The organism is Plantibacter sp. 2H11-2 (assembly GCF_050031945.1).
In the GTDB taxonomy this organism is placed as follows: Bacteria; Actinomycetota; Actinomycetes; order Actinomycetales; family Microbacteriaceae; genus Plantibacter; species Plantibacter auratus.
Genome location: NZ_JBNBBL010000001.1, coordinates 703,600 through 716,777, shown reverse-complemented (window position 1 = coordinate 716,777; position 13,178 = coordinate 703,600). Strand labels below are relative to the sequence as shown.

The following is a 13,178-nucleotide window of genomic DNA, read 5'->3' as shown; positions in this document are numbered from 1 at the left end:
GCAGATGCCCGCTCCGCCGATGATGCCGAACCAAGGTTAACAGTTGGGGCACCAAGCGTGAACAGTCGTCGAAGTGGCGGGGTATTCGCGAGTTCGGCGTTCGGCGGACTGAGTAACGTAGTACCCATGGACACCATGTGGTTGGTGCTGATCGCCCTGGCACTCGGCCTCATCGTCGGGGGCGGTTTCGTCGCCCTCATCACCCTCGCCCTCAGACGGGGCGAGCGCGCCGCGACGGTCGTCAACCCGGTCGTGCCCGACGGGGTCGACCAGGTGCTCGAGGCCCTCGACAGCGCGGGCATCGTCGTCGATCCGTCCAACAACGTGCTGAAGGCCTCTCCTGGGGCCTTCGCGCTCGGGCTGGTGCGCGACCGCGTGCTCGACAACCAGGAGTTCATCGACCTCGCGCTCGAGGTCCGCCGCACCGGCGAGGCCGTCACGAGCGACCTGGAACTCGCGCTCGGGCGCTTCGGTGAGGCAACCCGGCACCTGCGCGTGCGGGCGGCGCCGCTCGGGTCGCGGTTCATCCTGCTGCTCGCCGAGGACCACACGGAGGCGCGTCGACTCGACGAGGTCCGCCGGGACTTCATCGCGAACATCAGCCACGAGTTGAAGACGCCGATCGGCGCCATCGGGCTCCTCTCGGAAGCACTCGACACGGCGGCGGACGACCCGGAACGGGTGAAGCGGTTCGCCAGCCGGCTCTCGACCGAGTCGCAGCGACTCACCCGGATGACGGCGGAGATCATCGACCTCTCGCGGTTGCAGGCGGCCGACGCCCTCCATCAGCCGGAACTCGTCCGCCTCGATCGGGTCATCGCCGCGGCGGTGGACCAGAACCGCGTGCCGGCCGAGGCGACCGGGGTGGGGCTCTCCCTCAAAGGCGGCAAGAACCTCGAGGTGTACGGTGACGAGGCCATGCTCGTCGTCGCCGTGCACAACCTCATCTCGAACGCCATCCACTACTCGCCCACCGGCGCACACGTGGGTGTCGGCGTCCGGGCGGTCGACGACGTCGTCGAGATCGCCGTCACCGATCAGGGCGTCGGGATCGCCGAAGAGGACCGCGACCGGGTCTTCGAACGGTTCTTCCGCGTCGACCAGGCGCGGTCCCGCCACACGGGCGGCACCGGCCTCGGCCTCAGCATCGTCAAGCACACCGTCCAGAACCACGGCGGCGAAGTGAAGGTCTGGTCGCAGCTGGGCCGTGGCTCGACGTTCACCATCCGCCTTCCCAGAGCAACGACCCCGCCGGAGGACCTCTCCACCGGCACGGCAAGGAGTACCCCGTGACCCGCATCCTGCTCGTCGAAGACGAAGCGTCCCTGAGCGAACCATTGAGCTACCTGCTCGAACGGGAGGGGTACGAGGTCGAGGTGGCGGAGGACGGCCCCTCGGCGGTCCAGGCCTTCACGGCTCGCGGCGCGGACCTCGTGTTGCTCGACCTCATGCTCCCCGGCATCCCCGGGACGGAGGTCTGCCGTCAGATCCGCGCGGTCTCGAGCACGCCGATCATCATGCTGACCGCGAAGGACTCCGAGGTCGACATCGTCGTCGGGCTCGAGCTGGGCGCCGACGACTACGTCACGAAGCCCTACTCGACCCGCGAGCTGCTCGCGCGGATCAGGGCGGTGCTGCGACGCCGTGTCGAGGCGGACCAGGCGCAGGAGGAGGTGCTGCTCGAGGCCGGCACGGTCCGGATGGACACCGAACGTCATGTCGTCGAGGTCAACGGGGCGCCGATCCCGATGCCGCTCAAGGAGTACGAGCTGCTCGAGCTGCTCCTGCGGAACGCCGGACGGGTCCTCACCCGTGGTCAGCTGATCGACCGGGTGTGGGGGAGCGACTACTACGGCGACACCAAGACGCTCGACGTCCACATCAAGCGCATCCGTTCCCGGATCGAGGCGAACCCCTCCGAACCCGTGATGCTCGTCACCGTGCGTGGGCTCGGCTACCGCTTCGAGGCCTGACGCAGGTCCAGGACGGACGAACGCCCCGCAACTCTGAAGAGGTGCGGGGCGTTCGGTCGTGTTGGGCGACGGAGCGTTATTCGGTCGGCTCCGTGGTGGGCGTCGCGAGCGGCGTCGGCGTCTCGGTGGGCTCATCCGTCGGCAGCGGCGTCGGGACGAGCGTGGAGTACTCGAGCAGCTGGCCGGTGAGGACCGGCACGCTCGCCGTGGCGCCCGTCTCGTCGCCGTACTGGAAGAAGACGTCCAGGACGGCTCCGGGCTGCGTGCCGAGGGACTCGATGCGCAGCGGGTCGTTGGCTCCCGAGCCGTCGAACGTCGTCAGGCCGGGCTCCGCGAGGACCTGGAACTGCTCGTCCTTGCCCTCGATCTCGATCAGCACCGTGTGGGCGCGGTCGTCGCGGTTCGCGACGCTGAAGACGAGGTTGCCGGTCTCGCCGTCGTCGGAGACGACGATGGCGTTGCGGACGGCCACGGAGCCGACGGTGACACCGACGCCGTCCGAGGCGTCGTAGTGCTTCAGGGTCGCCTGCGGCGCGATGAGGTTGCAACCGCTCATGCCGAGTGCGACAGCACCCGCGACGACGATGGAAGCGATGAGACGCGCCTTCACAGAACCCTCCAAGATGTGGTGGCCCCGGGCGCAGATGAATGACAGGTGTCCCGGGATCCGGATTCGAGTCTAGCCCACGGCTGCGAAGGGGTGTGGCCGGGTCGTCGACCCGTGATCGGCCGGTGCGCCACCCGGTCCGCGGGGCACCCGGTACCCGGCTCTGAGCAGGGGTCCCGTGGTATTCTGGGAGGCGCTGAAGGGACCGAGACCCATGATCTTCGAAGTTGGCGAGACCGTCGTCTACCCGCACCATGGCGCCGCGACCATCACCGAGGTGAAGACCCGGATCATCAAGGGCGAGGAGAAGCTCTACCTCAAGCTCCGCGTCACCCAGGGCGACCTCATGATCGAGGTCCCGGCCGAGAACGTCGACCTGGTCGGGGTGCGCGACGTCATCGGACGCGAGGGTGTCGACCGCGTGTTCGACGTGCTCCGTGCGCCGTTCACCGAGGAGCCGACGAACTGGTCCCGCCGCTACAAGGCGAACCTCGAGAAGCTGGCCTCGGGCGATGTCATCAAGGTCTCCGAGGTGGTCCGCGACCTGTGGCGTCGCGACCAGGACCGAGGCCTCTCAGCGGGAGAGAAGCGGATGCTCGCGAAGGCCCGCCAGATCCTGGTCTCCGAACTGGCGTTGGCGGAGCAGACCGACGAGGAGCAGGCGTCGTCCGTCCTCGACGAGGTCCTCGCCTCCTGAGCCGACCGTCCGTTCGGGCGGGGCGCCCGAGAAGTAGGCTCGTGGCATGACTGCGATCGACGAACCGGGTGCCGTTGCCGACCCATCCCTGGACGGCCCGGCTGTCGGCGTGATCGTCGTGGCGGCGGGCAGTGGGACGCGCCTCGGTGCCGGCATCCCGAAGGCGTTCGTGTCGCTCGCCGGCAGCACCGTACTCGAACACGCGCTCGCCCCGGTCTTCCGCCTGCGGGACGCGGTCCAGGTCGTCGTCGTGGTTCCAGCGGATCGCGTCGGTGAGGCGGAGACGATCGGTCGTCGCGCGGCGGGGAAGGCGGCCGACCACCTCCGCGTCGTCGTCGGAGGCGACACGAGACAGTCCTCCGTCCTCGCCGGACTCGCCGCCCTGTGGCCGGGAGTCCGCACGGTGCTCGTCCACGACGCCGCACGAGCGCTCACCCCGACCGAACAGTTCGAACGGGTGATCGACGCCGCAGCGCGGACGGGGTGGGGGGTCGTGCCGGGGCTCCCGGTGACCGATACGATCAAGCGGATCGACGCGGGCGACCTCGTCGAGCAGACCGTGGATCGGGCCGCCCTCAGAGCCGTCCAGACACCGCAGGCGTTCCCGCGTGATGCCCTCGTCGCGGCCTTCCGCGTCGCCGAGGACCGTCTCGCGGCGGCCACCGACGATGCGGCGCTCTACGCGGACGCCGGACACCCCGTCCTCACCGTCGGCGGCTCGGAGGCGGCGTTCAAGATCACGACCCCGTGGGACGCCCAGCGCGCGGAGCGACTCCTGGCGGACCGGGACCGAGGCCGAGAGCGCGAGGTGGGCGCACAGCCGACCTCGTCGATCAGGACCGGCATCGGCATGGACGTCCACGCCTTCGCCGACGTCGGCGAGCTGAGCCTCGCCGGCCTCAGCTGGCCGGGGGAACGGCCGCTGGCCGGACACAGCGACGGGGATGCGGTCGCCCATGCCATCGTCGACGCCCTGCTGTCCGCTGCCGGCCTCGGTGACATCGGCTCCATGTTCGGCACCGACGACCCCCGCTTCGCCGGGGCGAGCGGCGAGGTCTTCCTGCGGGCAGCTGTCGAACGGCTGCACGCCGCGGGCTTCGTCGTCGTCAACGTCGCGGTGCAGCTCGTCGGCAACCGCCCGCGGTTCGCGCCACGTCGGACGGAGGCGGAGGGCGTGTTGAGCGCGCTGGTCCACGGGCCGGTCAGCATCGCGGCGACGACCACGGATGCGCTCGGGTTCACCGGCCGTGGCGAGGGTGTCACAGCCATCGCCACCGCCCTCATCGACCGCCGCTGACGGGTCGGTCCTCAGTCGGCGGACGTGCCCTCGTCGACCGACGCACCGAGCCCGAGGAACCGGCCGTATTCGCCAGCGGCTCGTCGGAACCCCGCCTGCACCCGCTGCGACAGCGGTTGGAACGGCGTCGGGGTGACGACGACGCCGGTCGCGCTCGTCCGTCGGCGCCAGGTGCCGACGACGCGTCCGTCGACGGCGATCATCGGGAGGAAGATGCCGTTCGCGCCGGGGACGATTCGGTCTGCGAACGCCGCCGGGAGCGTCAGCTCGCGGTCGCGGTAGCCGAGGAGCAGTTCGTCGAATCCGGGAAGCGCGAGCACCCGTGGTCGCCGTGGAGCAGGTGACGGCTCGATGCCCTCGGACGCCGACCAGCGGGTGACACCCTCGCGCGACTCGGAGACCAGCCGTCCGGCGGCCACCTCGACGCCGCGTTTCGCCTGTGCGACGGTGAGCTTGGACCACCAGGTGAGGTCGGCGATCGTCGACGGGCCGTGGCCGGTGAGATACCGGACGACGAACTCGCCGAGCGCCTCGTCCGCCTCGAGCACCCGCGGTGCACGGATCCACTCCTCAGTCAGGACGAGTGCCTGTTGTCTTCCAGCGGGCGGTCCCCAGCAGACCACGCCCGACATCGCGAGTTCCATGATGAGGTGTGAGCCTCGTTGTCCGTCGATCGGGATCCCGGCGTCGGTGTGGGCCGTCAGCAGCTCATCCCTCGTCACGCGCCGATGCCCGCTGAGCAGTCCCTCGGTGAGCGCACGGGAGCGCGAGAAGGTCTCGGCGTCGAGCTCGAGCTGACGGTGTCTGGCCGCGATCGTCGAGCGGACCCGCGGGACACCGAGTCCGAGCAGCCACCCGAGGTCCTCGGCGGCGACGAGATGCAGGGTGCCGCGCATCGGCCAGGACCGGACGATCGACCCGTCCTCGAGCGCCGCGAGCACCTCGTCCATCGTCGTCCCGCTCGACCTCACGCCGACCGCCCACAGCGACGAAGCGAGGTCTTGGGCCTGGACCGCGAGCAGCCGCGAGACGACACCCGTTGGGGAGCGGTGATCGGCTCCGGCGAGGAGCTGTGCCGCGAGTCGCGCGCGGAGAACCTGCTGGTCGTCGCGTCCCGTCGTCATGGGACCATCATGCCCGGACGACGGCGGCTAGTCTGGTCTCGTGGCCCTCCGACTCTACGATTCGAAAACGCAGTCCCTCCGGGACTTCGTGCCGCTCCGCGAAGCCGAGGCGGGGCTGTACGTCTGCGGACCGACCGTGCAGTCCTCCCCGCACATCGGACATCTCCGCAGCGCGCTCGTCTACGACCAGTTGCGACGCTGGCTGACGGCGTCCGGGGTCCGCGTCACGCTCGTCCGCAACGTCACCGACATCGACGACAAGATCCTCGCGAACGCCGCCTCCGGCGTCGAGGGCGGGTTCGCCCAGCCCGGTGAGGAGTGGTGGGCGCTCGCCTACCGGTACGAACTCGAGTTCACGGCCGCCTACCGTGCCCTGGGCATCCTGCCCCCGAGCTACGAACCACGCGCGACGGCGAGCATCCCGGAGATGCAGGAGCTCATCGAGCGGCTCATCGACGCCGGGCACGCGTACCCGGCTCCCGACGACTCCGGCGACGTCTACTTCGACACCGCCTCATGGAGCCGCTACGGCGAGCTCACCCGGCAGACCGCCGAGCACATGGAAGCCGCGACCGACGCCGACCCTCGCGGCAAACGCGATCCCCGCGACTTCGCGCTCTGGAAGGGCACCAAGCCTGGGGAGCCGCGCTCGGCGAGCTGGATGTCGCCCTGGGGCGAGGGACGGCCCGGGTGGCACATCGAGTGCTCGGCGATGTCGACCAAGTACCTCGGCGAGGAGTTCGACATCCACGGCGGCGGACTTGACCTCCGCTTCCCCCACCACGAGAACGAGCTCGCCCAGTCGAGCGCAGCCGGCGACCCCTTCGCCCGGTACTGGTTGCACAACGGGCTGGTCGCCGTCACGGGCGGGCAGAAGATGTCGAAGTCCCTCGGCAACTCCGTCTACGCAGCCGACCTCTTGGCAGCAGCCCGGCCGCTCGTGGTCCGCTACTACCTCGGTGCAGCGCAGTACCGATCGACGCTCGAGTTCCATCCGGGCGCACTCGCCGAGGCCGAAGCCGCACTCGGACGCATCGAGGGCTTCCTCGATCGTGCCGCCCGCGCCGACCTGCTCACCGAGACGACCACGGCCGCCAGTCGAGCGACGCTCCCGGCCGCCTTCGTCGAGGCGATGGACGACGACCTGAACATCCCCCGTGCGCTCGCCGTGTTGCATGACGCCGTGCGCGTCGGCAACGCCGCCCTCGATGGCGGCGACGACCTGGCGACAGCCCGCGAGCGTGCGGTCGCCGTCCTCGACATGACCCGGGTGCTCGGCATCGACCCGACCGACCCTTCGTGGTCGTCGGGCACCGACCCCGTCACTCACCGATCCCTGTCCGCACTCGTCGAGCGTCTGCTCGTCGATCGCGCGGACGCCAGGGTCGCCAAGGACTTCGCAGCGGCCGACCGGATCCGCGACGAACTCACAGCGGCTGGGATCACCATCGAAGACACCCCGTCCGGAGCACATTGGAGTATCAGTGGCAAGTAAGCCTTCCCGCCCGACCGGGCCGAAGAAAGCGAAGAAGGGTCCCACCAAGGGCACCGGCGGCCTCGGCCGCAAGGCGCTCGAGGGGCGTGGACCGACCCCCAAGGCCGAGGACCGCGCCTGGCACCCGGCCGGCAAGCGGAAGGCCGCGCAGGAGCGCTACGCGGCCTCCGGCGGCACCGGCAAGCCGAGGCAGGCGGCCGGCCAGAACGGACGCCCGTCCACGAACGGCCGGACCAAGCAGAAGTCGAGCGACGAGTCCGAGGTCGTCACCGGCCGCAACTCCGTCCTCGAAGCGCTCCGCGCGAAGATCCCAGCCACCACGCTGTACGTCGCGACCCGCATCGAGATGGACGACCGGGTGAAGGAGGCGCTCAGCATCGCCACCCGACGCGGGATCCCGGTGCTCGAGGTCATGCGTCCGGAGCTCGACCGCATGGCCGGGTTCGACGGCGTGCACCAGGGCCTCGCCATCAAGGTGCCGCCCTACGAGTACGCGCACCCCATGGAGTTGCTCGACCAGGTCATCGCCCGTGGCGAGAACCCGCTGTTCATCGCCCTCGACGGCATCACCGACCCCCGGAACCTGGGTGCGATCATCCGATCGACCGCAGCCTTCGGAGGTCACGGCGTGATCCTGCCGCAGCGCCGGAGCGTGGGCCTCACCGCCTCCGCGTGGAAGACCTCGGCAGGAGCGGCGGCTCGGACGCCGGTCGCGATGGCCGCCAACCTCACCCAGACGCTCAAAGCGTTCAAGGAGCGCGGCGTCTTCGTGATCGGTCTCGACGGCGACGGCGACGTCTCCCTTCCCGGGCTCGAACTCGCCGACCAGCCGATCCTCGTGGTCGTCGGCAGCGAGGGCAAGGGCCTGTCCCGCCTCGTCACCGAGACCTGCGACGCGGTCGTGTCGATCCCGATCTCGGCCTCGACCGAATCGCTCAACGCCGGGATCGCGGCCAGCGTGACGCTGTACGAGATCGCGCGTCGCCGGAACGCCGAGTAGGCGACCGGCGCTCGCGCCGCACGAACGAGGACAGGCCCTCGGAACGGATCTCCGTTCCGAGGGCCTGTCTGTCGTCAGTCGAGGAGACGGACGTGGTCAGACGAGGTCTCGCCAGTCCACTGGTCCGGTCATGGCGGCGGGGATGCTGATCGCCTCGGTCGGCGGCACGATCATGGTCGCCTCGTCGCGGCGGTGCCGCAGGACGGTGTTCACGTAGGAACCGACGGCTTCCGCCAGCGGGATGTCGCGACCCTCGTTCTGCGCGAGGAACCAGCGGTGCTCCAGGAGTTGGTGGAAGATCTCGGCGGGCTCGAGCTTGCCGCGGAGTTCGCGCGGGATTGCCTTCACCACCGGCTCGAACACGCGGATGAGCCACTCGTGCGCCGCCATCTCCTCGTCGAACCCGTCCTTCCCGAACGAGGCCGAGTAGGCGTCGAGATCGTTGAGCAGGCGCCTCGCCTGGTTCTCGCCCGCGTCGAGGCCGGTGAGCCGCAGGAGGCGGCGCTGGTGATGCCCGGCGTCGACGACCTTCGGCTGGATCCGCACGGTCGAGCCCTCGTCGGTCGTCTTGATCGCGAGTTCCTCGATGTCGAAGCCGAGTTCGTTCAGACGGTGGACGCGCTCGGTGATGCGCCAGCGCTCGGACGCGTCGAAGGACTCGGAGCCCGTGAGCTCCTTCCAGAGGGACCGGTAGGCGGCGACGATGCCGTTGCTCACGGTGACGGGGTCGAGTTCGGCGTCGGCGCGTCCGCCGGCCTCGAGATCGAGGAGCTCGCCGGCGATGTTCACCCGGGCGATCTCGAGGTCGTTCTCACGCTGCCCGTTCGACAGCCCGCCCTCGTAGAGCTTGCCCGTCTCGGCGTCGACGAGGTAGGCGGCGAAAGCTCCCGCGTCACGCCGGAAGAGCGTGTTCGACAGCGACACGTCACCCCAGAAGAAGCCGACGATGTGGAGGCGGACGAGAAGGACGGCGAGCGCGTCGACGAGGCGGGTCGCGGTGTCGGGTCGGAGGGTGCCCTGGAAGAGCGCACGGTAGGGGAGTGAGAACTTCAGGTGCCGCGTCACGAGCACGCTCGGCAGCTCACGGCCCTTGCGATCGCTCCGGTTCGTGATGACCGCGAGCGGGTCGACGCAGGGGATGTCGAGCCGCTGCAGGGTGCGCAGCATGTCGTACTCCCCCTTCGCCATCTCCGCGGTCGTCTCCTTGACGGCGATGACGTAGCCGGACAGGTTCGCGAACCGGACCAGGTGGCGCGAGATGCCCTTCGGGAGCGAGGCGATGGCCTCATTCGGCCAGTTCTCGAGGGGGAGCTCCCAGGGGAGATCGAGCAGCGCCGGGTCGACGGTGGCAGCGGTGATGTTCAATGCGCCGGACATGGTGCGGAGCGCTCCTCAGGGATCGTCGTACTGAGACTGGACAAGCGAAAACGACGATGGCCGAGCGATCGGAGACCGACCGCTCGACCATCGTCGGCGGGAAACTAGATCGAGGAGGACACGACCGGCTTGTTGCCCAGACGCTCACCCGATGCCGAGTCGAACGCGTGCACGTGGTGCGGCGTCGGCGCGAGGAACACCGTGTCGCCGATGTGCGCGTGGTTGCGACCGTCGACGCGGGCGACGATGTCGGTGCGCTTGCCGGAGACGTCGGTGTGGCCGTAGAGGTAGCCGTCGGCGCCGAGCTCCTCGACGAGGTCGACGGTCACCTCGATGCCGGAGCCCGAGTTGCTGGACACGGTGATGTCCTCGGGGCGCACGCCGACCGTGACGTTCTTCGACGGAGCGGCGTCGGTGATCTCGCGCTCGACCGGGATGATGAATCCGCCGAGCTTGATGCCGCCGTCGGCGATCTCGCCCTCGAACAGGTTCATGGCCGGGCTGCCGATGAAGCCGGCGACGAAGACGTTGTTCGGCTTCTCGTAGAGGTCGCGCGGGGTGCCGACCTGCTGCAGGATGCCGTCCTTGAGGACCGCGATGCGGTCGCCCATGGTGAGCGCCTCGGTCTGGTCGTGGGTGACGTAGACGGTGGTGACGCCGAGACGACGCTGCAGCGACGCGATCTGGGTGCGGGTCTGGACGCGGAGCTTGGCGTCCAGGTTCGACAGCGGCTCGTCCATGAGGAAGACCTGGGGCTGACGGACGATGGCTCGACCCATCGCGACGCGCTGACGCTGACCACCGGAGAGCGCCTTCGGCTTGCGGGTCAGGTAGTCCTCGAGGTCGAGGAGCTTGGCGGCCTCGAGCACGCGGGTGGCGCGCTCCTCCTTGCCGACGCCGGCGATCTTGAGCGCGAAGCCCATGTTCTCGGCGACGGTCATGTGCGGGTAGAGCGCGTAGTTCTGGAACACCATCGCGATGTCGCGGTCCTTCGGCGGCACATCGGTGACGTCGCGGTCGCCGATGAAGATGTGGCCGTCGTTGACCTCTTCGAGGCCGGCGAGCATGCGGAGGGAGGTGGACTTGCCGCAGCCGGACGGGCCGACGAGGACGAGGAATTCGCCGTCGGCGACCTCGAGGTTCAGCTTGTCGACCGCGGGGCGGGTGCCACCCGGGTAGAAACGGGTTGCGTTGTCGAACGTCACAGACGCCATGGTTGTTCTCCTTCACCGGCAGGTACGTGCCGGACGATCCGTTGTGAATGGACGCGAACCCGTCATCGATGGCAGGTTCGCCATTCCAGTATGCCACGACCACCTGTGAATGGAAGGTCCAGCGGCCAGTGGATCTCTCGGTGGACGCACAGCCGGCTCCCGGCCTGGTTTGGGCCTCTCCCAGGCGGCAGGTCTACGATTACTCTGTTTGGCGCTGCCTCGTCTCCGCAGCGCGAGCCCCCCGAAACGAGGATCAATGTCTGGCGCTGGATCGCAGAACCGACCGACCAAGAACGAACGACGCGACGCGGCACGCGAGAAGGCGCGGGTGCTGCGCGAGCAGCAGAAGCGCCGCGACCGCCGCAACCGGGTGCTGCTCCAGGGCGGCATCGTGCTCGGTGCGCTCGCGATCGTGGCGGTGGTGGCGGTCATCATCGTGACGTCGATCAAGCCCGCCGGACCGGTCCCGACCGCGGCCAAGAACGACGGCTTCACCGTCTCCGCCGGGTTGCAGCTGGTCGGGGCCCCGGCCGGTGCGTCCACACCGACGCCGAGCGCGACCGATCCGGCCGCCCCCGCGGAGCCCGCCCCGGCCGAGACACCGGCAGCCTCCGAGACCCCGGCCGCCGACGGCGTCGAGATCGCCGTCTACCAGGACTTCCTCTGCCCCTACTGCGGTCAGTTCGAGACCACGAACGCCGAGCAGGTCAAGGGTTGGCTCGAGGCCGGCGCCGCGACCTACACGGTCCACCCCCTCGCAACGCTGAGCAACCTCTCGCTCGGGACGCAGTACTCGCTGCGCGCCTCGAACGCGGCGGCCTGTGTCGCGGAGTACTCGCCGAACGACTTCTTCTCCTTCAACACCGCACTGTTCGAGAACCAGCCCAAGGAGAACACCGAGGGCCTGACCGACGCCGAGCTGAAGTCGATCGCCAAGGGCGTCATCTCCGGCGGCGAGAAGAAGATCAACGCCTGCATCGACGACGGCACCTACAAGTCGTGGGTGAAGGACTCGACCGACCGTGCGCGCAGCGGCCCGCTGCCCGGCACCGACGTCGCCAAGGTCGAGGGGACGCCGACCATCCTGGTGAACGGCAAGCAGTACACCGGTTCGCTCACCGACGCCGAGCAGTTCGCGGCCTTCGTCCTCGCCGTCTCGAGCGAGAGCTACTCCACCGGCACGCCGACGCCGGGAGCCAGCGAGTCGCCCGTGACCAACGGCTGATCCGCCGTCATCGTAGGATGGGTGGGACCGGGGCCAGCCCCTGTCGGCCGACGTGGCGCAATTGGTAGCGCAACGCTCTTGTAAAGCGTAGGTTACGGGTTCAAGTCCCGTCGTCGGCTCCAGCCGAGAACCGCCCGCTCAGCCTCGCTGAGTGGGCGGTTCCTCATTGGAAGGAACCCTCCCGTGACCCGTGTCCCAGCGCCGCTCGCGCTCCTCATCGCCGTCGTCAGCGGTGCCTTCATCGCGGTGCAGGCAAGGCTGAACGGTGAACTCGGAGCCCGCCTCGGTGACGGGTTCACCGCAGCTGCGATCTCGTTCGGCGGCGGCTTGATCATCCTCACCGTCGGGCTGGCGGTCTCCCGCGCCGGTCGTCAGGGGCTCTCCACGGTGGCCGGTGCCGTCCGACGCCGGGAGATGCCCTGGTGGACCGTGCTCGGTGGGTGTGCCGGCGCGTTCCTCGTGCTCTCGCAGGGGCTCACCGCCGCCACGCTCGGCGTCGCCCTCTTCACGGTCGCGGTCGTCGCCGGCCAGACGGCGAGCGGACTCGTGCTCGACCGGATCGGCTTCGGCCCGGGAGGCGTCGTCGGGTTGAGCGTCCAGCGCGTCCTCGGGGCGGTCGTCGCCCTCGTCGCCGTCGGCGTCGCGGTCTCGGGCGAGCTCGGCGGGAGCATCCCACTCGGACTGCTCGTCCTCCCGCTCCTCGCCGGCATCGGGATCGGCTGGCAGCAGGCGGTCAACGGCCGCGTGAAGATGCGGGCGCAGAGCACCCTCGCCGCCACGTTCATCAACTTCATCGTCGGGACGGTCGTGCTGGTCATCGCCGCGGTGCTCCACGCGGTCATCGTCGCGCCGCCCGGACCGCTCCCGGGGGAGTGGTGGCTCTACCTCGGCGGCCCGATCGGATGCGTGTTCATCGCCGTGGCGGCGTTCCTCGTGCAGCACACGGGCGTGCTCATCCTCGGGCTCGGCACAGTGGCCGGTCAGACCCTGAGCGCGCTCGCCCTCGACGTGCTCCTGCCCACCGACGACGGCGGCGTGCATGTCGCGACGGTCATCGGGACACTCCTCGCGTTCGCCGCCGTGGCGATCGCATCGGCGCGGTTCAGGCGTCGTCCCACGGCATCGTCGTCCGCCGACTGAGTCGAGCCGTCGAGCCGTCGGATGCCGTG

The 13,178-nt window shown here is 69.6% G+C and carries 12 protein-coding genes and 1 tRNA gene; 9 read left to right on the top strand and 4 right to left on the bottom strand.

Annotated features, from left to right (window positions below; all coding sequences use genetic code 11):
* Positions 1 to 126: 126 nt before the first annotated feature.
* Together ACQG07_RS03325 and ACQG07_RS03320 are read left to right on the top strand one after the other, a co-directional pair.
* Positions 127 to 1,293 carry a sensor histidine kinase gene (locus tag ACQG07_RS03325; RefSeq protein WP_079705355.1) on the top strand — a complete coding sequence of 389 codons (1,167 nt, stop codon included), beginning with the start codon at positions 127 to 129 and terminating at the stop codon, positions 1,291 to 1,293.
* The gene (locus ACQG07_RS03320) at positions 1,290 to 1,973 is read left to right on the top strand and encodes a response regulator transcription factor (protein ID WP_064296370.1); all 684 of its coding nucleotides are present in this window, start codon (positions 1,290 to 1,292) and stop codon (positions 1,971 to 1,973) included. Before ACQG07_RS03325 ends, ACQG07_RS03320 begins: the two co-directional genes overlap by 4 nt.
* Before the next feature lie 76 nt (positions 1,974 to 2,049).
* On the opposite strand, the gene ACQG07_RS03315 is transcribed toward ACQG07_RS03320, so the two are convergent.
* On the bottom strand, positions 2,050 to 2,583 hold the full coding sequence (locus ACQG07_RS03315; RefSeq protein ID WP_192005412.1) for a hypothetical protein: 534 nt from the start codon (positions 2,581 to 2,583) through the stop codon (positions 2,050 to 2,052).
* 211 nt (positions 2,584 to 2,794) lie between these two features.
* Between ACQG07_RS03315 and ACQG07_RS03310 the strand changes: the two genes are divergently transcribed.
* A complete protein-coding gene (locus ACQG07_RS03310) occupies positions 2,795 to 3,277 on the top strand; it encodes a CarD family transcriptional regulator (RefSeq protein ID WP_064296368.1) in 483 nt (160 codons plus the stop codon).
* A gap of 46 nt (positions 3,278 to 3,323) precedes the next feature.
* Positions 3,324 to 4,574, top strand: coding sequence for a 2-C-methyl-D-erythritol 4-phosphate cytidylyltransferase (ispD, locus tag ACQG07_RS03305; protein ID WP_426737131.1), 1,251 nt, complete (start codon positions 3,324 to 3,326; stop codon positions 4,572 to 4,574).
* An 11-nt stretch (positions 4,575 to 4,585) separates the two neighbouring features.
* On the opposite strand, the gene ACQG07_RS03300 is transcribed toward ispD, so the two are convergent.
* Positions 4,586 to 5,698 (bottom strand): winged helix DNA-binding domain-containing protein, encoded by a 1,113-nt coding sequence (locus ACQG07_RS03300; RefSeq protein WP_426737130.1) that lies wholly within the window; start codon positions 5,696 to 5,698, stop codon positions 4,586 to 4,588.
* Between the two features lie 40 nt (positions 5,699 to 5,738).
* Here ACQG07_RS03300 and cysS point away from each other — a divergent pair, with 40 nt between their 5' ends.
* Together cysS and rlmB are read left to right on the top strand one after the other, a co-directional pair.
* A complete protein-coding gene (cysS, locus tag ACQG07_RS03295) occupies positions 5,739 to 7,193 on the top strand; it encodes a cysteine--tRNA ligase (protein WP_274499569.1) in 1,455 nt (484 codons plus the stop codon).
* Entirely contained in the window at positions 7,183 to 8,193 is a 1,011-nt protein-coding gene (rlmB, locus tag ACQG07_RS03290) for a 23S rRNA (guanosine(2251)-2'-O)-methyltransferase RlmB (RefSeq protein ID WP_064296364.1), read from the top strand. The genes cysS and rlmB overlap by 11 nt, the downstream gene beginning before the upstream one ends.
* 96 nt (positions 8,194 to 8,289) lie before the next feature.
* Here the strand turns inward: rlmB and ACQG07_RS03285 are convergent, their stop codons facing one another.
* Both ACQG07_RS03285 and ACQG07_RS03280 read right to left on the bottom strand, forming a co-directional pair.
* Positions 8,290 to 9,570, bottom strand: a complete 1,281-nt coding sequence (locus ACQG07_RS03285; RefSeq protein WP_064296363.1) for a DUF4032 domain-containing protein — start codon at positions 9,568 to 9,570, stop codon at positions 8,290 to 8,292.
* A 104-nt stretch (positions 9,571 to 9,674) separates the two neighbouring features.
* Positions 9,675 to 10,784 carry an ABC transporter ATP-binding protein gene (locus ACQG07_RS03280; RefSeq protein WP_079705359.1) on the bottom strand — a complete coding sequence of 370 codons (1,110 nt, stop codon included), beginning with the start codon at positions 10,782 to 10,784 and terminating at the stop codon, positions 9,675 to 9,677.
* A 256-nt stretch (positions 10,785 to 11,040) separates the two neighbouring features.
* Here ACQG07_RS03280 and ACQG07_RS03275 point away from each other — a divergent pair, with 256 nt between their 5' ends.
* The 3 genes from ACQG07_RS03275 to ACQG07_RS03265 all read left to right on the top strand — a co-directional run bounded on the left by ACQG07_RS03275 (position 11,041) and on the right by ACQG07_RS03265 (position 13,149).
* Positions 11,041 to 12,009 carry a DsbA family protein gene (locus tag ACQG07_RS03275; RefSeq protein ID WP_079705360.1) on the top strand — a complete coding sequence of 323 codons (969 nt, stop codon included), beginning with the start codon at positions 11,041 to 11,043 and terminating at the stop codon, positions 12,007 to 12,009.
* Positions 12,010 to 12,055: 46 nt separating this feature from the next.
* Positions 12,056 to 12,131, top strand: a tRNA-Thr gene (locus ACQG07_RS03270).
* A 61-nt stretch (positions 12,132 to 12,192) separates the two neighbouring features.
* Positions 12,193 to 13,149, top strand: a complete 957-nt coding sequence (locus tag ACQG07_RS03265) for a DMT family transporter (RefSeq protein ID WP_274499571.1) — start codon at positions 12,193 to 12,195, stop codon at positions 13,147 to 13,149.
* Positions 13,150 to 13,178: the final 29 nt, after the last annotated feature.